Raw genomic sequence first — 24,311 nt, forward strand, 5'->3', positions numbered from 1 at the left:
GCGGAAGACGCTGGAGCACTCGCCGGGTCGGCCGCGGCGAACCGTGCAGCGGTGCGCTTGGTGACCGGGCCAAAAGTCACGATCGGCTCGCTGGCAGGGGTGAGCGTCCGGACCTTGGCCCGGCTCCTGTCCTCAGAGAGGTCGAATACCAGCCCGGCGGAGACGACGCCGCCGACGACAGCCCGGGCGTTCGTGTCGTGCGGCACAGCATTGAATGCTATTCCCACCACGAGACCCCCGCACCGAGATCCTGTGCGGGTCCTCGTAGTGCCGGAGCCAGCCGTTGAAGCCCTAGACGCGCGAGGAGCCCTTGGGTGAGAACGGCAGCAGCCACCTGCGGGAGGGATTGATGACGTGCCGGTCGCGCTGTCGGACCGGCAGCTCCACGGTGCGCATCGGGGACCGCTCACCCTCCTCGACGGCAGCGGTACGGATGACGCGCAGATTAAGGCTGATGCCCGTGAGAGTGCCGTCGGGGCGCTTCTTCGTCAGCTCGATCACCGTGGTGCGGGCGATGTTGCCCGATGCGCGGACGGGGCCGGAGATGCAGCTCTGCACTGCAGTGCGGTCGAAGAGGATCAATTTCCCCGACTGCGCGGTGTAGCGACGCCTGGCCACCGCCCACAGATCTGCGATCGCGTGGTAGATCATGGTCGCCACGGCAAGGTCCTGGTCTGGGAGGGAGCCGGTCATGCTGATGTGGTGCTTCGGGCCGTCCGTGACGCCGGGAGCGGACGGGCCGTGCATGTAGATGAGCAGGCTACCGTCGTGCAGGCGCACCGTGTCGCCGTCGGCACTCGTTAGGGTCATCGCGCCGGTGTCGACCCGAACTGTCGTCAGCCCGTGCTTCGCCGCGTTGTAGAGGAATGACTCATCCAGGAACTGCGTCGCGCTGTATCCGAGCAGCAGATTGATCCCGTCGACGCACGCGGCGAACTCCTCGTCGGTGGCGCGGATGGACGCGTCGCGCGGGTCAGTGCCCCCGAGGAATACCCGAGCTATGTCGGCCTCGTCGAACCCACTCTCCAGGCTTTTGGCGACCTTGGATTTGAACTCAGCGAAGTTCGTCGAGGAGGACATGCCCAGCCACGGGCAGTCCGGCTTCTCGACGTGGGCGTAGAACATGCGCAAGAACATCTCGGCGGCGTGGTGAAAGATCATCACCGCCTCAGTGGCGATGTAGCGTTCGCGCACGTCGTCGGCGGGCGCCCCTACGGGGTCGACACCGAGCGATCCGATCCTGCGCGGTGTGGCCAGCATCGCCGCGACCTGCTCGGTCGGGAGCGCCATCAGCGACAGCGACTCGATCCGCATCCTCAGGAACTCGGCCGGATCGCCGCTGTAGAAGGTGGCGTTCAGTTCGGAGAACAGCTCAGGAGCCAACGGCAGGGACTCCGCGGCGTCGTTGCTGGCCTTCTTCTTCCGGGAACGGCTTCTGCTGGACATCCAGTAATGATGCCCGCAGTCAAAGACATTCACGACACGACAGTGGCCCAATTCCGGGACCGTCACCATCGAAGTGCGGCCCGATCCTGTCCACGATGAACACGGACCGGCAGACTTCGCCCGCAGCACTTCCGCGTGCAGAGCTACGACCTCCGGCGTACGGATTGGAACATCACCGACCCACAGGGCTAACTGCGTTACCACGTCGCGCAGATGGAATGATCAGGACACCGTCGGCAGCTGACAGCCGAACCTATGTGACCTGCGAGAGGTAGCGTTCGTGGCTAGATTGAACCTAAAGGCAGTCGAGGAACGGGTCGCTCCCCTGGCCCGGCGCGAGACGTACGACCGCGAGTTCATCTTCGACCTGCTGCTGGCCTATGGGAAGCCGAAGGGCAACGTCACCCGGTTGCGCAACGGGTCGTTGAATGTCGCAGCCGATCCTGTAAGCGAGGTCGCGCAGAAGAACGTCATCTACTTCCGGGAGACCGATCGCGAGCCCCTCGCTGACGTGGAGGAGCTGCGGACATCCCCAGACGTGGTCCGTTACAACCCGCGGTTCGTGATTGCCACCGACTACGACGAGCTGGTCGCGGTCGACATGAAGACCGGGGAGAACAAAGTCTTTCCGATCCGTGACATCGACAAGCACTTCACATTCTTCCTTCCCTGGGCCGGGATGGAGAAGGCACAGTACACATCAGAAGCACATGCCGACGTCAAGGCCGCCGACCGCATGGGCAAGCTCTTCGACGAACTGCTCCAGGCCAACCCGGAACTTATCGACGAGCAGTATGGCCGGCACGCGCTGAATGTGTTCTTCACCCGCCTGCTGTTCTGCTTTTTCGCCGAGGACACCGGGATCTTCGACGATGATCAGTTCACCATGGCAGTCGGCTCGCACACGCAGGCCGACGGTTCCGACGTGCAGGAGTTCCTGACGGACCTGTTCCACGCGTTAGACGCCGAGAACGCCGAGGACAAGGCGAGCTACCTGTCAGCGTTCCCGTACGTCAACGGTCGACTGTTCGAGGTCACCAGCCTGCACGTCGTGCCAGCCTTCACCAAGAGCGCCCGTGGGCTGCTGCTGGATCTCGGCGCGCTGGACTGGAGCGAGATCAACCCCGACATCTTCGGGTCGATGTTCCAGGCGATCGTCACACCCGGGAAGCGGTCAGACCTCGGGCAGCATTACACGTCGGTGCCGAACATCCTTAAGACGATTGAGCCGCTGTTCCTCGACGAGCTGAAGGAGGAGTTCGACGCTTGCTTCAACAGTGTCGGCAAGCTGGAAAAGCTGTTGGATCGGATCGGAGCGATCAAGGTTTTCGACCCGGCATGCGGCTCCGGGAACTTCCTGGTCATCGCCTACAAGGAACTACGACGCCTGGAACACGCGATTCTCGAACGACTCGCGACTCTGAGCCCCAAGCACCAGGTCCTTTACGCCGTGTCGAAGATCGACATCGAGAACTTCTACGGCATCGAGATCGACGACTTCGCAGTAGAAGTGGCGATCCTGTCACTGTGGATCGCCAAACATCAGATGAACCGCGAGTTCCGCGAGAAGTTTGGAGTCGAGATCCCGCTGATTCCGCTCAAGGAGACCGGACAGATCCGTGCAGACAACGCGACGCGGGTCGACTGGAACGATGTGTGTCCGAATAACGGTGAGGTGGAGATCTACCTGATCGGGAACCCGCCATATGCAGGTGCAAAGACTCAGAAGCCGGAGCAAAAGGAAGACTATCGGTTTGTGTTCGGCGACCGCGCATACTCGAAGAACCTTGACTACATCGCTCTCTGGTTCCTCAAGGGGGCCGACTACATAGCGGGAACTGCCGCTGCGCTCGCCTTTGTCACCACAAATTCAGTAGCGCAGGGTGAGCATGTGGCACTGATGTTCCCGATGATCTTCGACAGAGGATTAGAGATCGGCTTCGCCTACACCTCCTTCAAATGGGAGAACAATGCGAAACGCAACGCCGGAGTTACCGTGGCCGTTATCGGACTTCGGGCTGCCCGGCCCCGCCCGAAGTGCATATACACCGACGATCTTCGAATCGTTGCCGACAACATCAACGGGTACCTGGCCGACGGGCCCGATGTATTCATAGAGCGGCGCAAGCGTCCCCTCGGAGCACAACTACCCGAGATGGTCTTCGGGTCGATGCCCAGAGATGGAGGTGGACTCATCCTGTCTCCAGTAGAGGTCGCCACTATGATCGAGCAGGACCCGCGCTGTCAGACGCTAGTTAAACGCTATATGGGTTCGTCTGAGCTGATTAATGACGGGGAGCGCTACTGTCTATGGATCGATGACGAGGCAGCGGGACTAGCCTCCTCGATTCCGTCAATCGCTACGAAACTCGCCCGGGTGACGAGGGAACGTACCAGGAGTAAAGCCGCGAGCACCGCGGCATATGCCTCTAAGCCATACCGGTTCGTCCAGATTAGTTACAAGCCAACCGATTCGATCATTGTTCCGAGTGTTTCGTCGGAACGGCGCGAGTATATCCCAATGGGTTACCTCGGTCCTGACACGGTCGTCTCGAACCTGGCATACGCGGTGTACGAAGCGGAGCCTTGGGTTTTCGGTCTGTTGACGTCGCGGATGCACATGGTATGGGCGAAGGCTATCGGCGGGAAGATGAAGACTGACTATCGATACTCGAATACGATTGTCTACAACAATTTTCCAGTGCCAACACTGCCGGATGCAGTGAAGGAGCAGTTGGCGGTCGCAGCCTTACGGGTGCTGGATGTGCGTGAGTATCACTGCGAGAAGACCCTCGCCGAGCTCTACGGTCCGGACAAGATGCCCGAAGATTTGCGGGCCGCGCACGCTGAGATCGATGCGCGGGTGGATTCGATCTACTCCAAGCGTGCCTATGAGACCGATGAGGAGCGGTTGTCGGACCTGTTCGCTATGTATGTGGAGATGACCGCTGCGAAACAGGCGCCGAAGCCGGCGAAGAGGAGCAACAATTGAGCGGCACGGTGAACGTCGTCGATGTGACGTACGCGCAGACGGGCGCGTCGGTGAACACCGACGCATTGGGGATGCGGGAGATGCAGCAGCGGGTGTTCGCCAAGCGGGGCGCGCAGCATCTGTTGATCAAAGCTCCACCGGCGTCGGGCAAGTCGCGGGCGTTGATGTTCGTGGGTCTGGACAAGTTGTATAACCAGGGCCGCAAGAAGGTGATCGTCGCGGTGCCGGAGCGTTCGATCGGGGCATCATTCTCGACCACGCGGCTGACCTCGCACGGTTTCTTCGCCGACTGGGAAGTCACGCCGGAACGGAATCTGTGCACGCCGGGGTCGTCAGCGGGCAAGGTCGACGCATTCATCGACTTCCTCCGCAGCAGTGATCCGATTCTGGTGTGCACGCATGCGACGTTGCGGTTCGCGTTTGAGCGGCTGGCACCGGACGAATTCACTGGCACGGTGCTGGCTATCGACGAGTTTCACCACGTGTCAGCTGACACTGAGAACTCCCGCCTGGGTGCACTGTTGAAGGAGGTGATGGCCGGTTCGGACGTGCATATCGTGGCCATGACTGGTTCGTACTTCCGCGGGGACTCGGTGCCGGTGCTCTCGTCGGAGGACGAGGCACAGTTCACGCCGGTGACGTTCAACTACTACGACCAGCTCAACGGCTACCAGTACCTGAAGTCGCTGGGGATCGGGCACCACTTCTATCAGGGCCGCTACACCGAGGCGATCGGTGAGGTGCTGGACTTGGACAAGAAGACGATCGTGCACATCCCGAACGTGAATTCAGGTGAGTCGACCAAGGACAAGATCGAAGAGGTCGGGTTCATCATCGACACGATCGGCGACGTGATCGACACCGAGCCGGACACCGGGATCATCCGTATTCGCCGCACCGACACCGGTGCTGTGCTGCGGGTGGCCGATCTGGTCGATGACGCCGATCAGAAGAAGCGCGCCGACACGCTGCATTACCTGTCGACAGTTGCGGCGAAGGACCGCGACGGCGTGGACATCATCATCGCGCTGGGGATGGCGAAGGAGGGTTTCGACTGGCCGTTCGCTGAGCACGCGTTGACCGTTGGATATCGGGCGTCGTTGACCGAGATTATCCAGATCATCGGCCGGGTCACCCGCGACAGCCCCGGTAAGCCGCACGCGCAGTTCACGAACCTGCTGGCTGAGCCGGACGCTGAGCGGGGCGAGGTGACGGTGTCGGTGAACAACATGCTCAAGGCCATCACGGCGTCGCTACTGATGGAGCAGGTGCTGGCACCGAACTTCAACTTCAAGGCGAAACGCGGCAACGACGACGCACCTGAGCCGGGAACGATCAAGATCAAGGGGTTCAAGGAACCGTCGAGCGAACGGGTCAAGCAGATCGTCGAGACGGACCTAAACGACCTGAAGGCCAACATCTTGCAGGACGAGACGTTCGCGAAGGCCGCGGCCGGCAGCGTGGATCCAGAGACCACCAACAAGGTGCTGATCCCCAAGATCATCCGTGACCGGTACCCAGACTTGACTGATGAGCAGGTCGAGGAGGTGCGCCAGCAGGTCGTGGTGGACTCAGTGATCAAGAACGGCGAGGTCCGCGAGGTCGGCGATAAGCGGTTCATCAAGATGGGTGACAAGTTCGAGAATGTCGAGGATATTCACATCAACTTGATCGACACGGTTAATCCGTTCCAGCGTGCGTTCGAGGTGATGTCGAAGTCGGTGACGCCGTCGGTGCTGAAGATCATCTCCGATGCGATCACCAGCACACGTGTGGAGATCAGCGAGGACGAGGCGCTCGCCCTGTTCCCGAAGATTCAGAATTGGGTCAAGGTCAACGGGCGACACCCTGACGTGCGCTCGGACGACCCCACGGAGAAGCGCTATGCCGAGGCGCTGCTGTTCTTGCGGCGGCTCAAGCAGCAGCGCGAGGCGCAGAAGCAAGCGAGCGAGATCGGGACGGATCAATGACGACCGCGGACTCTTCAACCTCGGAGAGCGGTAGCGCCGCTGGAGCAGACGCGTTTCAGCAGTTGCTCGATTCAGATGTCGACGGTCTCCTGGACATGCCGGAGAAGCCGAAGAAGGTCACGTCCAGTGACCGGCTGGAGCGAGCATTCCTGGAGATCGTGGAGTTTCGCCGGACGCACGGCCGACTCCCGAGCCCGACCACGAGGGAGATCTCCGAACGTAAACTCGGCGCACGCCTGGACGGCATACTGGCCGATGACAGCAAGATCGAAGCACTCAAACACCTCGACGAGTTCGGTCTCCTTAACGTACCTGAAGCCCCTGGCTCGATCGACGAGCTGCTGGAGCATGACCCGCTCGACCTGTTGGGAGACGACACCGGCATCCTGGACGTCTCAAGCCTTCCGATCCGCAAGCAGCGCTTCGAAACTGAGGAGGTAGCGCGCCGTCGGCCTGCTCAAGACTTCGCCGAGTTCGCTCCGCTGTTCGAGCAGAAGCATGCCGAGTTGCGCGACGGCGCGAGCCAGTTGATGCCGTACTCGGGGATGCAGCACATAGTTCCGGGTGCGTTCTTTGTGCTCAACGGTGTGATGCTCTTTATCGCTGAAGTCGGCGAGACCGAGTACAAGAAATCGACTGTGCGCGAGAACAAACGTGAACGTCTGCGCTGCGTCTTTGAGAACGGCACGGAATCGCGGATGTACAGGCAGTCCCTCGGGATCAGGCTGGCAGATGAAGACGGTCAGATCGTCGTAGCTCGACAGCAACCGGAGATCCTCACCGACGACGAGGTCAGCGGCTACATCTATGTCTTGCGTTCTCGGAGCAACGATCCACAGATCGCCGGCATCGCTGATCTGCATAAGATCGGCTTCTCACGCGGACCGGTCGAGGCCAGGATCAAGAATGCGGACAAGTCGCCCACCTACTTGATGGCGCCGGTCGAGGTGGTTGCCACCTACCGGATATACAACACGCGTGTCTCAGTGTTGGAGAACCTGCTCCATCGAGTCTTCGCCGAGGTGCGTTTGGATCTGACACAGGTCGACAAGACGGGTCGCGACTACGATCCGTCCGAATGGTTCGTCGTTCCACGTGACGTGATCGATCAGACGATCGAGTTAATTATGTCCGGCGGCATCGTCGACTACCGATATGACGCAAAGTCTCAAAGCCTCGTCGCAGTTGGCGACTCCTGAACGACCCACCTGATCGGTCCGGTGGTACACCCCTGGAGCAACTCACCAAAGCCCGGCCCCGTCGCGTCAACGACGTGGGCTGCGCTGACAACGAGGACAATAGAACGAGCTCCGGTTCATGAAGGCCTCCCGCCTGATCGGTGTGCCGCACCGGTGGCACGGCAAGCCTTCCCGGCCATATGAATGTAGTTCCCTGCTGAAGTACCCGGACTGTCCGTTGACGTTCACGTAGAGCGCGTCGAACGAGGTACCGCCGACCTTCAGCGCATCCGCCATCACGTCGGTGACGGCATCGATGAGTTCGCGCAGTTTCTTGCGACTGATCGTCTCGGCGATCCGCGAGCCGTGCAGACGTGCGCGCCACAGCGCTTCGTCGGCGTAGATGTTGCCGACGCCGGAGATCACCGTCTGATCCAGCAGGACCCGTTTGATCTCGGAGTGTTTGGCGCGCATGCGATCCACCACGCGGACGGGATCGAAGGCCGGGTCGAACGGATCGGTTGCGATGTGCGCCACCGAGACCGGGATGTCGGCGGGCGACGGGTCGGTCGTGTCCGTACTCCCCGAGGGCGCATACACATCGGGTGTGTAGTCGTCGAGATGCCAACCCCCGAAGGTCCGCTGATCGACGAAGCGGAGTTCGTTCTCGTCGTCGAGGACCGCGCGGATCCGCAGGTGCGTGTGATCGGGAGTTCCGGTCCGGGCGATCAGCATCTGGCCACTCATCCCGAGGTGGACGACGAGCGCCGCACGGTCGGCGGAGTCGGCGACATCGATCCACAGGTACTTGCCGCGGCGCCGGACGCCGGTCACCCGCTTGCCGGCGAGCCGACCGATCAGATCCGGCTCACCGCCGGCGTGACGACGGACCGCGCGCGGATGAAGGACCTCGGTCGAGGCCACCACCCGACCGACGAGATGGGTCTCGAGACCGATGCGGACGGTCTCGACCTCGGGGAGTTCAGGCATCGCAGATCGCGAAAAGCCGGCTGACAGAAGGGTTCACGACGCCGACGCGCGCTCGGTCAGCACTTTCCAGGCGTGTGCGGCGGCCTGCTGCTCCGCTTCCTTCTTGGTCCGGCCGACACCCTCGCCGAGGCTCTCGCCGGCGACCAGCGCGGTCGCGGTGAACTCCTTGTTGTGGTCGGGACCGGTCGCGCTGATCTGATACTGCGGCGGACCGAACCCGCGCTCCGAACTCAACTCCTGCAGCGACGTCTTCCAGTCCAGCCCTGCGCCGAGGTTGCCGGCACGTTCGAGGCGCTCGTCGAACAGACGCAGGATGACGCGCTGCGAGGTCTCGAGTCCGTGACTGAGGAAGACCGCGCCGAACAGCGACTCCAGACCATCGGCCAGGATCGAGTCCTTGTCGCGCCCGCCGGTCATCTCCTCGCCGCGGCCGAGGAACAGGTACTTGCCCAGACCGCCCTCGTCCCCGAGACCACGCGCGACGTCGGCGAGCGCATGCATGTTGACGACGCTGGCCCGGATCTTCGCCAGCTCGCCCTCGGGTCGATCGGGATAACGCAGGTAGAGACGCTGGGTGATGACGACACCGAGCACCGAGTCCCCGAGGAACTCCAGGCGCTCGTTGGTCGGCAGACCGCCGTGTTCATACGCGTAGGAACGATGGGTCAGTGCCAGCGTCAGCAGGTCGTCGGGAATGTCGGTGTCCAGCGCGTCGAGCAGGGCCGCACGCGGACCGTCCGCACGCACGGCCTCAGTCACGATGTCGTTCCGGGTCGGGGTCGTTTGCGGCACCGTCCGTCGGCGAATCGTCCTTCCCGAGGTCGGCGAACTTGTCGGCGAGTCCGGCCCAGCGCGGGTCGATGACCTCGTGGGAGTGACCCGGTTCGGCGATGGCCAGACGCACCCCGCAGGTCTGGCACAGACCCTCGCAGTCCGACGAACAGAGGGGCGACATCGGCAGTTCGAGTGCCACGGCGTCGATGATCGACTGTTCGAGGTCGATACGGTCGTCGGCGATGCGATGGATGTCGTCGGCGTCGGTGGTCTGCTCGGTCGCGCTGTCCGGGTAGGCGAACAACTCGGTGAGGAAGACCGTCACCGTGCCGTCGATCGGCTCGAGGCAGCGCGAGCACTGACCGACGGTTTCACCGCACACCGTCCCGGTCACCAGGATTCCCTCGGACACCGCCTCCAGACGGAGGTCGAGGTCGACATCGGAATCCGCTGGGATCCCGACCATCTCGACGCCCAGCCGTTCGGGTGTCCGGACAGTACGGTGCACCTCCGACATCGTGCCCGGGCGGCGTCCCATCGAACGCACATCCAGCACGAAGGGCTCGCGCCTGGGAGTAGAACCGGGACCGTGCGACGGCTCTGATGTCACAGCATGATCAGCCACAAACGCCCACCATACGCTCGCACCCGGGAATGATCGACCGACGCCGGCGGCGTGTGGACAGCCGGGTCGACGAGCGTGTCACACCGCGAGCGGCGAACCGTGGTCGCGGTCGTAGGTGTGGCGGGCCGAGGTCTCGCGCGAGCGGGGATCGTCGCCACGGGACTCGCGCGAACGCGCACCGTCGCCACGCCCGGACTCGTCGACACCACGGGGGTACTCGACATAGTCGTGCATGCCGGCGCCGGTCCGTAGCTGGTGCCGACCCCGGTTCACCGATCGCAGCGTGCCGGTCAGGATCTCCTCGAATTGCGCGAGCTTCTCGTCCACGTAGACGTCACAGTCACCGCGCAGGCGGTCGGCCTCGGCGTGGGCGGCGTCGATGATCCGCTCGGCCTCGGACTTCGCCGCGCCGACGACCTCGGTCTCGGAGACGAGGCGCTGCTGCTCGGCGATACCGTCGGCCACCGACTTGTCGTAGGAGTTGTTGGCGGCGTCGATGGTGCGCTGCGCCTCGGCCCGCGCCCGGCCGGTGACGGCCTCGAACTCGCGCGCCGCGCTGGTCTGCAGACGGTGTGCCTCCTCGGCGGCGTCCTCCACCAGCGAGCCCGAGTGCGCGCTCGCCTCGTCGACCATACGGTCGGCCTGCGCCTTCGCCTCGGAGAGGATCCGGTCGGCCTCGGCGCGAGCGTGCGCGAGCACCGCCTCGGACTCCGAATCCGCCTTGGACACCGTCGTCTCGGCGTGCTCGCGGGCATCACCGATCAGCGTGTCACGCTGGTCGAGGACGTCCTGCGCGTCGTCGAGCTCGCCGGGGATGGAGTCCTTGATGTCGTCGAGGAGTTCCAGCACGTCGCCGCGCGGCACGACGCACCCGGCGGTCATCGGCACACTCCGCGCCTCTTCGACGATCGCGACCAGCTCGTCGAGAGCCTCAAATACCCGGTACACAGCCACCCCAATCCGGCGCTTGCCTGGTTGCAACAGTTGGTGATTCTGTGACTATTGTGCCGAATGTTGCGCTTGTGACTCGTGAAGCGCGTGGGGTGTGTCGCGCCCGACCGGTGGGTCAGGCCGAGCGCTCGCCGGACAACCGGCTCATCAGGCTCTTGTGGACATGTGCGGACAAGAATGGCGTCACGTCTCCACCCAACTTCGCCACCTCCTTCACCAGCGAGCTCGAGACGTGGGCGAATCGTGGGTCGGTCAGCAGGAAGATCGTCTCCACATCGGCGAGCTCGCGGTTCATCTGGGCCATCGGCACCTCGTAGTCGAAGTCGACGGCGGAGCGCAGCCCCTTCACGATGGTGTGGATCGACTCCTGCCGCAGGTAATCGACGAGCAGGCCCTCCCACCGGTCCACCCGCACATTCGCCAGGTCCGCACAGTCCTCTTCGATGAGTTCGATCCGCTCGTCCACACCGAACATGCCGCGCTTGTTGGGGTTGACCACCACGGTGATCACGACCTCGTCGAAACACGCCGCAGCGCGTTCCACCACGTATCGGTGACCGAGGGTGAAGGGATCGAAGGAACCGGGACACACTGCCGTCGTCATGGCCCGAACTTACCGGTCAGACCAGGCGGGCGATCTCCACCCGGGTGTCGCCATAGGACTTGTCGACGACCACCTCGTACTCGGATGGCCAGATCTCGCCGGTGGACCGCGTCGAGCGTTCGACGACGATCAGCGCGTCGTCGTCCAGGTGTGACCGCAGTAGCTCCAGGTCCGCGGTGATCCGGTCGGCCCGGAGGTCGTACGGCGGATCGGAGAAGACGAGGCCGAACCGCCGTTCCGCGGCGCCGGCGAGGTAGGCCGACACCGTGCGCGTATGTACGGTGGCGTTCGGGGCCACCCCACAGGCCCGCACGTTGGCGGATATCGTGACCGCGGCCCGGCGCCCGGAGTCGACGAACGTCGCCCCTGCAGCACCACGCGAGATCGCCTCGAGACCCAGCGCCCCCGATCCCGCGTACAGGTCGAGGACCCAGACTCCGTCCAGATCGGATCGGGCGGCCAACATGTTGAACACCGATTCGCGGACCCGGTCAGAAGTGGGCCGGGTACCCTCGCCCGGAACACGCAGTCGCCGCCCACCCAGCCGGCCGGCGATGATCCTCGTCATGAGGCCATTCTGCAATCCCGGAAGCCACCCGAACCAATCCGGACTCACGTCTTTGTGACCCGCTTCACATTGTATGTCTGAACAGGGACAAGGTAGGCGTTCCGCGGACCAATTTCCGCAGGTACATGACTTCTACGACACGCATTGTTAACGTCGTTTGCGTTATGAGCCCTTCCCAAACAAGAACGGCCCCGACAACAACCCTCACCGTCGATTACCGGGTTCCCACGGTCGACGACGGTATCCGCCTCTGGGAAATCGCTTCGGACTCTCAGGTTCTCGACGTCAACTCGAGCTACTCCTACGTGCTGTGGTGCCACGACTTCGCCACCACCTCGATCGTCGCCGAAGTCGATGGCCGCGCAGTCGGTTTCGTCACCGGCTACCGGCGGCAGAGCGACCCCTCCACCCTGATGGTCTGGCAGGTCGCCGTCGACGACGAGGTGCGCGGACACGGCATCGCGGCGACCATGCTGCACGAGCTGTTCGACCGCGTCAACCGTCAGGGCATGGTCGCCATGCACACGACGATCAGCCCGGACAACGTCCCGTCCCAACGCTTGTTCGCCTCGGTGGCCAAGGCCCGCGGACTTCGTTTCGAACGTCGAGACCTGTTCGCGGCGAACGCATTCCCCGACTCCCACGAGCCGGAAGATCTCTACATGCTCGAGCCGGAGATCCCCGAGCCCTGAGTCCTGCGCGATCCCGGTCGTCGCCATGACCACAGGGCCGACGCCTCAGATGCGGCACGCGCGCTAGGTTTCCATCCTGCCGACCCCGTAATCGGTAGTCCCGCATGACATCCCGACCAAAGGCCGACCCCAGCCCGTAGGGCTCAGCCGAACCCGGCGATCGCGATGAGGCGACCTCGAGCCGGGCACATGAACCCCACGTTGTCACACCAGAAGGAAGCACACGACATGCCACTTCTCGACACCCACATGGACGATTCAGTCTTCACCGCCCACGAATCCGAGGTGCGCAGCTACTGCCGTAACTGGCCGGCTGTGTTCACCACCGCCAAGGGCTCCTACATCACCGATCAGGACGGCCGCGAATACCTCGACTTCTTCGCGGGCGCCGGGTCCTTGAACTACGGCCACAACAACCCGGTCCTGAAGAAGGCCCTTCTCGAGTACATCGAGGCCGACGGCATCACCCACGGTCTGGACATGGCGACCGTCGCCAAGGGGAACTTCATCGAAAAGTTCACCAGTCACATCCTCGAGCCGCGCGGACTCGACTACAAAATCCAGTTCCCCGGCCCCACCGGTACGAATGCCGTCGAGTCGGCACTCAAGCTGGCGCGCAAGGTGACCGGTCGCGAGTCGATCATCAGCTTCACCAACGCCTTCCACGGCATGACGCTCGGATCGCTGTCGGTGACCGGTAACTCGATGAAGCGTGCCGGCGCTGGTATCCCGCTCGTCCACGCGACGCCCATGCCCTTCGACAACTACTTCGGCGGCGTCATGGAGGACTTCGCCTGGTTCGAGCGTGTGCTCGACGACTCCGGCAGCGGCCTGAACCGCCCGGCGGCGGTCATCGTCGAGACCGTCCAGGGTGAGGGCGGCGTGAACGTCGCTCGTGCCGAGTGGCTGCGGGCACTGTCGGATCTCTGCCGGCGACGCGACATCCTGCTGATCGTCGACGATGTCCAGATGGGCTGTGGCCGCACCGGCGAGTTCTTCTCGTTCGAGGAAGCCGGCATCAAGCCCGACATCGTCACACTGTCGAAGTCGATCAGCGGCTACGGGCTGCCGTTCGCGCTGACCCTGTTCAAGCCCGAGCTCGACGTGTGGACCCCCGGCGAGCACAACGGCACCTTCCGCGGGAACAACCCGGCCTTCGTGACCGCCGCCAAGGCGATCGAGACCTACTGGGCCGACGACGCGCTGACCCGCGACATCCATGCCAAGGGCGAGCGGATCCACGAGGTCTTCACCGACCTGTGCAACCGCTACGACGGCATCTCCACCCGGGGGCGTGGCATGGTGCGCGGACTCGCGTTCGAGGACCATACCGCCGCGGGCAAGGTCTGCGCGCAGGCCTTCGGCGCGGGACTCTTGGCCGAGACGTCGGGCCCGTCCGACGAGGTGGTCAAGCTGCTCCCGCCGCTGACCATCTCGCGCGAGGACCTCGACCGCGGCCTGTCCATCCTGTCCGATGCAGTCAAGGAGGTGCTCGGATGATCGTCCGAACCACTGAAGAAATCACCGGGACCGACCGCGACGTCGCCGACCCCAAGGGCAACTGGGTCTCCAAGCGCATCATCCTCGGCGGCGACAATGTGGGCTTCTCGTTCCACGAGACCACGATCAAGGCCGGCTCGGTCAACGAGTTCCACTACGCCAACCATGTCGAGGCCGTCTGGCTCGTCGAAGGCACCGGCACGCTCCTCGACCGAGAGACCGGCGAGACCTATCCGCTCGCGCCGGGCACGATGTACCTGCTGAACGGCCACGAGCGGCACACCGTCACCGCCGACACCGAGATGCGCATGCTGTGCGTGTTCAACCCGCCTGTCGTGGGCACCGAAGTCCACGACGAGAACGGCGTGTATCCGCTGGTGACCGTGCCGCAGCCGGCCGGCAAGCACGCGGAGACGCCCGTCACCTGACGGCTCTCGCAGACACCTCGAGTACGCACCCTGCCTATCCTGGGCAGGGTGCGTACTCGTCTCCAGCTCGGCTCCGCCCCGGCCGAACACACCCCCCTCGACGATGACGTCGCGGACCGGATCGCACTGGCCGCCGACATCCTCGCCGGACGCCGTTTCGCGGTTCTGACCGGCGCCGGCATCTCCACCGACTCCGGCATCCCCGACTACCGGAGTCCCGGCTCGCCGCCGCGGACGCCCATGACCCTCGAGATGTTCCTCTCGTCGCCGGACTTCCGACGCCACTACTGGGCACGCAACCACCTCGGCTGGCGGCACATGGACGCCGCGGTCCCCAACAGAGCCCATCTGGCGCTCACCGAACTCCAGCAGCGCGGGTGGATGTCGCGGGTGCTCACCCAGAACGTCGACATGCTGCACACCAAGGCCGGCACCCGCGGGGTCATCGAACTCCACGGATGCTACGGCCGTGTCCGCTGTGTGAACTGCGACTGGCGTATCTCCCGTCACCGGCTCGCCGGACAACTCGAAGAGATCAACACCGAGTTCGCGCGTCGGGTCAGCGGCCGCGGTGCCATCGAAGTCGCGCCGGACGCCGACGCCACCCTGTCCGACACGTCCGACTTCATGATGATCGACTGCCCGAACTGCGGCGGCATCCTGAAGCCCGACATCGTCTACTTCGGCGAGACGGTCACGAAAGACGTTGTGGACGAGGCGTATTCGGTGGTCGACGAGGCCGACGCCCTGCTTGTCGTCGGGTCGTCGCTCACCGTCATGTCCGGCCTGCGATTCGCGCGGCGCGCGCACCGCGCCGGCAAGCCGCTGATCATCGTGAACCGCGGGGTCACCCGTGCCGACGAGATCGCGACCTTGAAGATCGATCACGAGGCCGGTTTCGTGCTCCCGGCGCTGGCGACGTTCTGACCTCTGGTCAGCGGCCCACGACCACCAGATCGTCGGCGTGCACCACCGGACGCTGTAGTTCAGGTGGGAGGTCGCCGGTGGAGCGGCCGACCATCGACGCGATGTCGTCGACGCCGTAGGCCGCGACTCCCCTGGCCCGCACCGTGTCGTACTGGTCGACGAGTTCGACGACGTCGCCCTCGTAGAACCTGCCGGTGACCCCGACGATCCCCGCGGCGAGCAGTGAACGCCGCCTGCGCGACACCGCGTCCACGGCGCCGTCGTCGAGCACGATCCGACCCCGCGCGTCGGCGGCGTGACGCACCCAGAACCGACGCGCGGACAGCCGCTCGGGCCGGGCGGCGAACACCGTGCCCACCGAGGCGTCGGCCAGCGCCTGCGCCGCCGACGAGGCGGCCGCCAGCAATACGGGCACGCCGGCATCCGCCGACAAGCGGGCCGCGGCCAGCTTGGAGGCCATGCCACCCGTACCCAGCGCGCCGCCGGAGCCGGCGATCACCCCGTCGAGATCCTCGGGGCCGTTGACCTCGGGTATCAACCGGGCGCGACGGCCGTCGACGTCGACCCGGCGCGGATCACCGTCGTAGAGGCCGTCGACGTCGGAGAGCAGGATGAGCGCATCGGCACCCGACAGGTGGGCGACGAGCGCGGCCAGCCGGTCGTTGTCCCCGAAACGGATCTCGTTGGTGGCCACGGTGTCGTTCTCGTTCACCACCGCCACGGCGCCGAGTGAACGCAGACGGTCAAGTGTCCGTTGGGCATTCGCGTGGTGACTACGGTTGGAGATGTCGTCGGCGGTGAGCAGGACCTGACCCACCGTGCGGCCGTAGCGCGCGAACGACGTACCCCACGCATGCGCGAGGGCCAGCTGCCCGACGCTTGCCGCCGCCTGCTTGGTGGCGAGATCCGTGGGCCGTTTCTTGAGTCCGAGCGGGGCGATCCCGGCCCCGATGGCCCCCGAGGACACGACGATGACATCCGAGCCGGCCCGCATCCGGGCCTCGAGCGCGTCGGCCAGTGCGTCGAGGCGGTTGCGGTCGAGTCCCTCGGTGAGGTCGGTGAGTGCCGACGAGCCGATCTTCACGACCACGCTGCGCGCGTGCGCGATCCGGTCGCGTACCGACCCCTCGTGAACGCGGTCGGCGGAACCGGTGCTCACGGGAGGTCCCGCTCCCCGCCGTCCTCGTCCGGCAGCCCGCGCCGCAGGCGACGCGCCTGTTTGCGTTCGGCGGCGCCGACGCGATCGGAACGATCGAGCCGGATGTCGGTGCCGCGCCCGGTGACTGGGACGTCGTCGCCCATCGGCGTGGACGGTTCCCAGTCGAACGTGACCGCACCGATGGTGACGGGCGCACCCGGTTGTGCACCCCGCTTCACCAGTTCGTCTTCGACGCCGAGCCGGTTGAGCCGATCGGCGAGGTAGCCGACGGCCTCGTCGTTGTCGAACTGCGTCTGCGCGATCCACCGCTCCGGGCGCGAACCCCGGACGATGAAGCCGCCCTCGTTGTCCGGGTCGGTCTCGATCGTGAAGCCGGTGTCGTCGACGGCCTTGGGGCGGATGATCGCGCGCCGGGCGACCTTGGCGGGCTGGGCATCTCGGTATTCGCGCACCATCCGCGCCAGTGCGAAGGTGAGCTCGCGCAGACCTTCGTGGGCGACCGCCGAGATCCGGAACACCGGCCAACCACGTTCGGCCAGTTCGGGTTCGACGAGGTCGGCGAGCTCGGCGGCGTCGGGTACGTCCAGCTTGTTGAGGATCACCACGCGGGGGCGGGAGGCGAGGTCGCCGAGTCCGTGGTCGTCGTCGAGTGCCGGGACGTACGCGGCCAGCTCGGCTTCGAGCGCATCGATGTCGGAGATCGGGTCGCGCCCGGGTTCCAGTGTGGCGCAGTCGACGACATGCGCGAGCACCGCGCAGCGCTCGAGGTGGCGGAGGAACTCGAGGCCGAGCCCGCGGCCGGTCGAGGCGCCCGGGATCAAACCGGGGACGTCGGCGATGGTGAACACGTCGCCCGCGGTCTGCACGACCCCGAGGTTCGGGACCAGCGTGGTGAACGGGTAGTCCGCGATCTTCGGCTTGGCGGCCGAGAGCACCGACACCAGCGACGACTTGCCGGCCGACGGGAAACCGACGAGCCCGACGTCGGCGACCGACTTGAGTTCCAGGACCAGCGAACGCTGCTGCCCCTCTTCGCCCAGCAGGGCGAAGCCGGGGGCCTTGCGCGCCTTCGACGCGAGCGCCGCGTTCCCCAGCCCGCCGCGGCCCCCCTGCGCGGCCTCGAAGACCGTCCCCTCGCCGACCAGATCGGCGAGGATCGTGCCGCGCTCGTCGAGGACGACCGTGCCGTCGGGAACCTTGAGGACGAGGTCGCCGCCGGTGGCGCCGTCGCGGTTGTCTCCGGCCCCGGGCTTGCCGTTGGAGGCCTTCGCGTGCGGGTGGAAGTGGAAGTCGAGGAGCGTGTGCACCTGGGGGTCGACGACGAGCCGCACGGACCCGCCGTTGCCGCCGTTTCCGCCGTCGGGTCCGCCGAGAGGCTTGAACTTCTCGCGATGGACCGACGCGCAGCCGTGGCCGCCGTTCCCCGCGGCGACGTGGATGGTCACGCGGTCGACGAACCGAGACATCGAAATCCTTCTTCCGTCAAAAAAGAACAGGGCGGGCGGGGTACGCGATGACCCTGCCCGCCCTGTGTAAGAGCTTGTCGTGCCGGTTGCTCAGGTCAGACCGAAGCGGTTTCCGGGACGATGTTGACCGTCTTGCGGCCACGCTTGGAGCCGAACTCCACCGCGCCCGCGGCGAGCGCGAACAGGGTGTCGTCGCCACCGCGACCGACGTTGACGCCGGGATGGAACTTGGTGCCGCGCTGGCGGACCAGGATCTCACCTGCGCTCACCTGCTGGCCGCCGAAGCGCTTCACGCCGAGTCGCTGGGCGTTGGAATCGCGACCGTTGCGCGAGCTGGACGCGCCCTTCTTGTGTGCCATGTGTCAGTCCTCCTGAGGTCTTCTCGAAGCGGGTCGAACTACTTGATGCCGGTGACCTTGAGGACCGTCAGCTTCTGACGGTGACCCTGGCGCTTGTGGTAGCCGGTCTTGTTCTTGAACTTGTGGATGCGGATCTTGGGGCCCTTGACGTGGTCGACGACCTCGCCGGTGACCGAGATCTTGGCCAGCTTGTCGGCATCGGTGGTCAGGTTCGACCCGTCGACGACCAACGCGACCGGCAGGCTCACCGTGCTGCCGATCTCTCCGTCGATCTTCTCGACCTTCACAGTGTCGCCTTCAGCGACCTTGTACTGCTTACCGCCGGTCTTGACGATCGCGTACGTTGCCATCGAAGTATTCCTCTTACTCGTCTACTCGGACCCTGGGGGCGCGAGCGCTCCTGGGGCGTTTGTGTTGTGCGTGCCGGGGCGGGCCGCAGGGCACCCGGGCATGTGGCCGGGGAAGCTGCGGTTCGCACCAGAGGGCCTGCCGACGGACTACGCACCGTTGCTGTGCCGAAGCGGGCAGAACAGCGCAGACCCTCCGCGGGAGGCGACTTTCCAAGGTTACGGGAACGTCGGCGGTCGGGTCAAACTAGCCCGACCCGGGTCCGACGCGGCCCGGTCACCCGGATCAGTCGTCGGCCGGTGGCGGTCCCGCGGGACGGCCCGCGCTGCGCTTGCGCGGCCGGCGCCGTACCGCGACCGCCGCCTCCGAGTTCCCGGTGGAGACCGGACCCGAGGTCGTCACCGGCGTCTCCGCAGCGACATCCGCCGCGGTCATCACCACGGTGTCCGGCGGTGTGGTCGTCTGCGCCGGACGCCGGACGACCCGTCGACGACGCCGTGCGGCCGCCGGAGCCTGTCCGTCGGTGGCCGAGCCGGCCGGCTCTGGCTCCGTCTCGACCGCCGCAGGTTCGGACTCAGCCGATTCCGTCCCAGCCGAATCCATCTCAGCCGGTTCCGTCGCCACCGGATACGGCAGGGTCTCGGTCGGCTCGGCAACAGCGGTGTCCACCCGGCTGTCGGCCGTCTGCTGCGGCGACGACGCCTCGACGACGGGCTTCGGCGCGTCCTCGGCCCGACTCGTGGTGTCACCGTCGGTGGTCGCGCCGGACTCCTGGTCGTGTTCGTCGTCGTGCGCGTGCGCCGCCATCGCCCGGAACATCGGGTGTTCGGCCGGCTTGTGAGCGGGCGCGACGGCCGGGGCGACTGCCTCCGGTTGCGCGTCGGCCTTCTTCTTGCCTCGACGGGACCGCTTCGAACCGGCACCGTCGCCACGCGAAGAGTCGTCGGTCTTCACCTCGACGGGATTCGCGTGCACGATGATGCCTCGACCGCTGCAGGCGGTGCAGGTGGTCGAGAACGCTTCCAGCAGACCGGTTCCCAGACGTTTACGTGTCATCTGGACGAGGCCCAGCGAGGTCACCTCGGACACCTGGTGACGGGTGCGATCACGAGCGAGCGCCTCGGTGAGCCTGCGGAGCACCAGATCCCGGTTCGACTCGAGGACCATGTCGATGAAGTCGACGATGATCATCCCGCCGATGTCGCGCAACCGCATCTGCCGCACGATCTCCTCGGCGGCTTCGAGGTTGTTGCGCGTCACCGTCTCCTCGAGGTTGCCCCCCGAGCCGGTGAACTTGCCGGTGTTGACGTCGACGACGGTCATCGCCTCGGTGTGCTCGATGATCAGCGTGCCGCCGGAGGGCAGCCACACCTTGCGGTCGAGCGCCTTCGCGAGCTGCTCGTCGATGCGGTGCACGACGAACGAATCCGGCGCGTCGGCGTGCGGCTTGTCGAATTTCTCGACCCGCTCCATGAGATCCGAGGCCACCGAGCTGACGTAACCCTCGACCAGGTTCCAGGCCTTGTCACCTTCGACGACGAGCTTCTTGAAGTCCTCGTTGAACAGGTCACGGACGACGCGCACCAGGAGGTCGGGCTCCTCGTACAGCGGCTTCGGGCTCGACGACCCGCCCTTCTTGGCCTGGGCCACCGCCTCGTCGATGGACTTCCACTGCGACTCGAGGCGGGCGATGTCGGCACCGAGTTCCTCGGCGCTGACTCCCTCCGACGCGGTGCGGATGATGACCCCGGCCTCGTCGGGGACGAGCTTCGCCAGGATCTGCTTGAGACGTTTGCGCTCGACGTCGGGCAGCTTGCGGCTGATCCCGGTCGACGAACCGCCGGGCACGTACACCAGGTAGCGGCCGGCGAGGGAGATCTGCGTGGTCAGACGGGCGCCCTTGTGACCCACCGGGTCCTTGCTGACCTGGACGAGCACGTTGTCGCCGGGCTTGAGCGCCTGCTCGATCTTGCGCGAACCGCCGTCGAGTCCGGCAGCGTCCCAGTTGACCTCACCGGCGTAGAGCACGCCGTTGCGTCCGCGACCGATGTCGACGAATGCGGCTTCCATACCCGGAAGGACGTTCTGGACGCGTCCGAGGTAGATGTTGCCGACCATCGACGACGACGTCGCGGTCGTCACGAAATGCTCGACGAGGACACCGTCCTCGAGGACCGCGACCTGCGTGTAGTCCTCGACCGCGGCGTGCTCGTGCCCGTCGTTGCCGGAGATGCGGCTGTTCGCGCTGCGCTCTCGGACGACCATGACGCGGTCGACCGCCTCACGGCGTGCCAGGAACTCCGACTCGGTCAGGATCGGCGGACGACGCCGGCCGGCATCGCGCCCGTCGCGCCGGCGCTGACGCTTGGCTTCGAGTCGGGTCGACCCCGAGATGCCCTGCACCTCGTCGCGGGCGCGCTTGCTGCGCGGCTCGCGCTCGTGCACCACCGTGTTCGGCGGATCGTCGGGAGACGCCTCATCGGGTTCGCCGCCACCTTTGCGACGGCGACGGCGACGGCGGCGGCGAGTCGACGAGGAGTCACCGGAGTCGTCGTCATCGGATGCGTCTTCGGCGTCGGCGGAGTCGGCATCGTCACCGGACTCGTCGGCGCGGTCGCCCGTGGCGCCGGACGCCTCGGAGTCCTCCGCCTTGTCCGCACCCGAACGACGGCTGCGGCGGCGGGTGCGTTTGCCCGACGGACGGCCCTCCTCCGAGCGCGAGTCCTCGGCCGACTCGTCGGACGTGGTGTCCTCCGAGTCCGTGTCGGCATCGGTTGCCCCGTCACCGGTCGACTCGTCGGCATCGGACGCCTCGGCGTCGGACTCATCCGTGTCCGAATCAGAGTCGCCCCCCTGGTCTCCCCTACCGCGCCCGCGTCCACGACGTCCGCGTCGACGCCGGCGACTCCGGCCCGACCCGGAATCATCAGCGTTGGAATCATCGGCGTTGGAATCATCGGCGTCGTCGGCGCCGGATTCGTCCGGGGTCGAGACGTCGGCGTCCCGGTCGGCCGCAGTCGAATCATCGGCTCTCGACCTGTCCGAGCGGGCGGGCGCGTCCGCTGATGTCGAGGTCGAGGTCTCGGCAGCGACGGACTCGTCTGCCGGGGTGTCCGCCGACTCGTCCTTCGCGCCCGTCTCAGCGCGGGTCTTCGCACGACCCGAGCGGGCGGCGCGGGGCTTGTCGGCCGGGGCCTGAGGCTGCAGGAACAGCGGCTGCGCGCCGGTCGAGGCGTCGGTCTCCGCGGCCGGGGTCGCCACCGGTGCGTCGTACTGGGCGGCCGAGAACAACGTCGGGGCTGCGGTCGGTGCCGCGGGCGAGTCGTCGGCGGTGGTCTGTGCAGCATCCTCGGTCGATGCGACTTCGGCCGTCGGTGCGTCGTCGGCGGGCGCCGCTTCGGCGGACACCGCCTCGGTTGGTGCGGCTTCGACCGATGCCGCCTCGGCCTGTGCCGCGTCCGTCGGCGGGGTGTCGGCAGGGGCCTCGGCCGGCGTCGTGTCGGCAGCGGCGTCAGGCAGAGCCGCGTCGCCGGCCGGGGCGGCCTGCGGCGGCGTCTCGCCGGTCTCGTCGACGCCGGAGCGCACCCGTTCGGCCACGGCTTTCGCCAGGTCACGATCGACGCTGGATTGCGGGCTGCGGGTCTGCACGCCGAGATTCGCCAGGTGAGCCAGAACCTGTCGACTCGTGAGGCCCAGGAAGCGGGCCAGGGCGTGCACACGAAGTTTGCTGGGAAATTCTTCCGCCGATTCCGACGCTGCGTTCGCGTCAGCCGGCGACCCGTTGTCGGTCACTCAGTCTCCTCGAACCCCCGGGCGCGTCGGGCTGACGCGGCCACGCGAGGGTCTGCTCTGTGTCCCGGTCCTCGTCGGACCGGTGTTGTGTGGTCTGCGCGTCGTCGCGGCGGTCCGTCTCACGGGTCGTCTGACGACGCTCTTGCTGTGTCGATGACCGCGTCCCTGATCGCTTTCCACGCCACCGGGCACAGGCGGAACCTGAGTGTTCGCCCGCTGGCAGCAGGGCGAACTCGGTGGGGTCAGCTGCGGTTCCGTGGCGTCGCGGTGCGTCAGTGCCGCACCGCGACGCGCCGGTACCGGGGCGCGTCATCCGGTCGTCGTCGACAAAGTGTGTCGGCGATAACTGTGCAAGTATCCCACACCGCGGTCGGATGACCGCAAAGGATGAGCGTTTGACGTTGCGCGTCGAGCCGAGGCGCTCGCGTTCAGCCCTCGAGTCCGGGGAACCAGAGAGCGATCTCGCGCTGTGCCGATTCGGGCGAATCGGACCCGTGGACCAGGTTGTACTGGGTGTCGAGCGCGAAGTCGGCACGGATCGTTCCGGGCACGGCCTTCTCGACCGGGTCGGTACCGCCGGCGATCTGGCGAAACGCCGCCACCGCGCGGGGCCCCTCGAGAACGGCCGCGACCAGCGGACCGGACGTGATGAACTCGAGCAGCGAGGGGTGGAACGGCTTGCCCTCGTGCTCGGCGTAGTGCCCGCGAGCGACCTCGTCGCTCGCGGTCTTGAGTTCGAGAGCCACCAGGGTCAAGCCCTTGCGCTCGATACGGCTGATGATGTCGCCGACGAGGTTGCGTTCGACGCCGTCCGGCTTGATGAGTACGAGAGTGCGTTCAGTCACGACTGACACCCTATCGACCGGCTACGGTCACGTACCGGTCAGGAGCAGTACTCGCCGGCGACCGGGAAGAAGCCGTAGTCGAAAAGGCTGCCGGTTCGCGAGCGCGGATCGACGACCACCTGCAGACAGCCGCCGGGCGAGGCGAGCGCGCCGGCGAGCGCGAGATCGAACTGTTGCGCCAGACCGAGATTCGCGGGCCGGTACTGGGCGGGCACCGGGAGGCTGGCGATGGCCTCGGGCGCCTTCATGGTCGCGGCACGCTGGGTGATCTCGTGGGTGGCGACATAGCTGTACTCCCCCGGACCGACGGGAACAGGTGCGTCCGCGGCGGGTATGAGGTTCGCGATCCCGATGGGTGCCTGGTCCTGCTCCGGTTCGGCCGCCGCCGTGGCCGGGACGGTCAGTGCGAGCGCCGCGCCCGCGAGGACGACGACGGGGAGCACGGGGCGTCGGGTTCGGGCGGAGGTGGTCCGGAAGAGCTGGAACTGCACGTATGTCCTCACATCGGGTGTCTCGAGAAGGGGTTCGACAAGCTGCGAGGATCGACTTGTCGGCCCCCGCGGCATGGGCCATTGTTACAGCAAGCCCACCTGGCCGCCCGGGTTCGGCGATAACGGTCCGGCCACAGGTCTTGCGGCCACCAAACCCCGCCCTGAGCAACGAGAACACCGCTGGTCGGACAGCCGGCGGCGAGACG

21 protein-coding genes are annotated in these 24,311 nt (G+C 65.9%); 7 read left to right on the forward strand and 14 right to left on the reverse strand.

The window, feature by feature from the left end:
• Positions 1-291: 291 nt before the first annotated feature.
• Positions 292-1,446 carry a hypothetical protein gene (locus tag ACFUEJ_RS10730; protein ID WP_388029191.1) on the reverse strand — a complete coding sequence of 385 codons (1,155 nt, stop codon included), beginning with the start codon at positions 1,444-1,446 and terminating at the stop codon, positions 292-294.
• A 280-nt stretch (positions 1,447-1,726) separates the two neighbouring features.
• Here ACFUEJ_RS10730 and ACFUEJ_RS10735 point away from each other — a divergent pair, with 280 nt between their 5' ends.
• From ACFUEJ_RS10735 to ACFUEJ_RS10745, 3 genes are read left to right on the forward strand one after another with little or no spacing between them, the layout of a single operon-like run.
• Positions 1,727-4,438 carry a DNA methyltransferase gene (locus tag ACFUEJ_RS10735; protein ID WP_388029194.1) on the forward strand — a complete coding sequence of 904 codons (2,712 nt, stop codon included), beginning with the start codon at positions 1,727-1,729 and terminating at the stop codon, positions 4,436-4,438.
• Complete coding sequence (locus ACFUEJ_RS10740) at positions 4,435-6,408, forward strand: DEAD/DEAH box helicase (protein ID WP_388029196.1); 1,974 nt, start codon at positions 4,435-4,437, stop codon at positions 6,406-6,408. The genes ACFUEJ_RS10735 and ACFUEJ_RS10740 overlap by 4 nt, the downstream gene beginning before the upstream one ends.
• Positions 6,405-7,607, forward strand: coding sequence for a GIY-YIG nuclease family protein (locus ACFUEJ_RS10745; protein ID WP_388029198.1), 1,203 nt, complete (start codon positions 6,405-6,407; stop codon positions 7,605-7,607). Before ACFUEJ_RS10740 ends, ACFUEJ_RS10745 begins: the two co-directional genes overlap by 4 nt.
• A 66-nt stretch (positions 7,608-7,673) precedes the next feature.
• Here ACFUEJ_RS10745 and mutM read toward each other — a convergent pair whose 3' ends face one another.
• From mutM to rsmD, 6 genes are all read right to left on the reverse strand, one after another.
• Entirely contained in the window at positions 7,674-8,576 is a 903-nt protein-coding gene (mutM, locus tag ACFUEJ_RS10750; protein WP_388029201.1) for a bifunctional DNA-formamidopyrimidine glycosylase/DNA-(apurinic or apyrimidinic site) lyase, read from the reverse strand.
• Positions 8,577-8,609: 33 nt separating this feature from the next.
• Entirely contained in the window at positions 8,610-9,335 is a 726-nt protein-coding gene (rnc, locus tag ACFUEJ_RS10755) for a ribonuclease III (protein WP_065628999.1), read from the reverse strand.
• A complete protein-coding gene (locus ACFUEJ_RS10760; RefSeq protein ID WP_171011583.1) occupies positions 9,328-9,960 on the reverse strand; it encodes a DUF177 domain-containing protein in 633 nt (210 codons plus the stop codon). The genes rnc and ACFUEJ_RS10760 overlap by 8 nt, the downstream gene beginning before the upstream one ends.
• Positions 9,961-10,053: 93 nt before the next feature.
• Entirely contained in the window at positions 10,054-10,923 is an 870-nt protein-coding gene (locus ACFUEJ_RS10765; protein ID WP_058250067.1) for a DivIVA domain-containing protein, read from the reverse strand.
• A 118-nt stretch (positions 10,924-11,041) separates the two neighbouring features.
• The gene (coaD, locus tag ACFUEJ_RS10770; protein WP_259935575.1) at positions 11,042-11,530 is read right to left on the reverse strand and encodes a pantetheine-phosphate adenylyltransferase; all 489 of its coding nucleotides are present in this window, start codon (positions 11,528-11,530) and stop codon (positions 11,042-11,044) included.
• Between the two features lie 16 nt (positions 11,531-11,546).
• Entirely contained in the window at positions 11,547-12,098 is a 552-nt protein-coding gene (gene rsmD, locus ACFUEJ_RS10775) for a 16S rRNA (guanine(966)-N(2))-methyltransferase RsmD (RefSeq protein WP_068972575.1), read from the reverse strand.
• A gap of 164 nt (positions 12,099-12,262) precedes the next feature.
• Here rsmD and ectA point away from each other — a divergent pair, with 164 nt between their 5' ends.
• The 4 genes from ectA to ACFUEJ_RS10795 all read left to right on the forward strand — a co-directional run bounded on the left by ectA (position 12,263) and on the right by ACFUEJ_RS10795 (position 15,645).
• Complete coding sequence (gene ectA / locus ACFUEJ_RS10780) at positions 12,263-12,790, forward strand: diaminobutyrate acetyltransferase (protein WP_068972576.1); 528 nt, start codon at positions 12,263-12,265, stop codon at positions 12,788-12,790.
• Positions 12,791-13,018: 228 nt separating this feature from the next.
• Complete coding sequence (gene ectB / locus ACFUEJ_RS10785; RefSeq protein ID WP_068972586.1) at positions 13,019-14,290, forward strand: diaminobutyrate--2-oxoglutarate transaminase; 1,272 nt, start codon at positions 13,019-13,021, stop codon at positions 14,288-14,290.
• Entirely contained in the window at positions 14,287-14,718 is a 432-nt protein-coding gene (locus ACFUEJ_RS10790; RefSeq protein WP_058250063.1) for an ectoine synthase, read from the forward strand. Before ectB ends, ACFUEJ_RS10790 begins: the two co-directional genes overlap by 4 nt.
• Positions 14,719-14,766: 48 nt before the next feature.
• Entirely contained in the window at positions 14,767-15,645 is an 879-nt protein-coding gene (locus ACFUEJ_RS10795) for a Sir2 family NAD-dependent protein deacetylase (protein ID WP_068972577.1), read from the forward strand.
• Between the two features lie 7 nt (positions 15,646-15,652).
• Here the strand turns inward: ACFUEJ_RS10795 and proB are convergent, their stop codons facing one another.
• The 7 genes from proB to ACFUEJ_RS10830 form a co-directional block, all read right to left on the reverse strand.
• On the reverse strand, positions 15,653-16,804 hold the full coding sequence (proB, locus tag ACFUEJ_RS10800) for a glutamate 5-kinase (protein ID WP_068972578.1): 1,152 nt from the start codon (positions 16,802-16,804) through the stop codon (positions 15,653-15,655).
• Positions 16,801-18,270: a GTPase ObgE gene (gene obgE / locus ACFUEJ_RS10805; RefSeq protein WP_068972579.1), complete on the reverse strand. Its 1,470-nt coding sequence runs from the start codon at positions 18,268-18,270 to the stop codon at positions 16,801-16,803. Before obgE ends, proB begins: the two co-directional genes overlap by 4 nt.
• 95 nt (positions 18,271-18,365) lie before the next feature.
• A complete protein-coding gene (gene rpmA / locus ACFUEJ_RS10810) occupies positions 18,366-18,629 on the reverse strand; it encodes a 50S ribosomal protein L27 (RefSeq protein WP_004019626.1) in 264 nt (87 codons plus the stop codon).
• A gap of 38 nt (positions 18,630-18,667) precedes the next feature.
• Entirely contained in the window at positions 18,668-18,979 is a 312-nt protein-coding gene (gene rplU, locus ACFUEJ_RS10815) for a 50S ribosomal protein L21 (protein WP_004019625.1), read from the reverse strand.
• Between the two features lie 283 nt (positions 18,980-19,262).
• Positions 19,263-22,769, reverse strand: a complete 3,507-nt coding sequence (locus ACFUEJ_RS10820) for a translation initiation factor IF-2 N-terminal domain-containing protein (RefSeq protein ID WP_259937575.1) — start codon at positions 22,767-22,769, stop codon at positions 19,263-19,265.
• Positions 22,770-23,197: 428 nt separating this feature from the next.
• Positions 23,198-23,614, reverse strand: coding sequence for a nucleoside-diphosphate kinase (gene ndk / locus ACFUEJ_RS10825; RefSeq protein ID WP_058250057.1), 417 nt, complete (start codon positions 23,612-23,614; stop codon positions 23,198-23,200).
• Positions 23,615-23,652: 38 nt separating this feature from the next.
• Positions 23,653-24,105 carry a hypothetical protein gene (locus tag ACFUEJ_RS10830; protein ID WP_065629007.1) on the reverse strand — a complete coding sequence of 151 codons (453 nt, stop codon included), beginning with the start codon at positions 24,103-24,105 and terminating at the stop codon, positions 23,653-23,655.
• Positions 24,106-24,311 lie beyond the last annotated feature (206 nt).

Origin of the sequence: Gordonia sp. NPDC057258 (assembly GCF_042668985.1) — a bacterium.
In the GTDB taxonomy this organism is placed as follows: domain Bacteria; phylum Actinomycetota; class Actinomycetes; order Mycobacteriales; family Mycobacteriaceae; genus Gordonia; species Gordonia hongkongensis.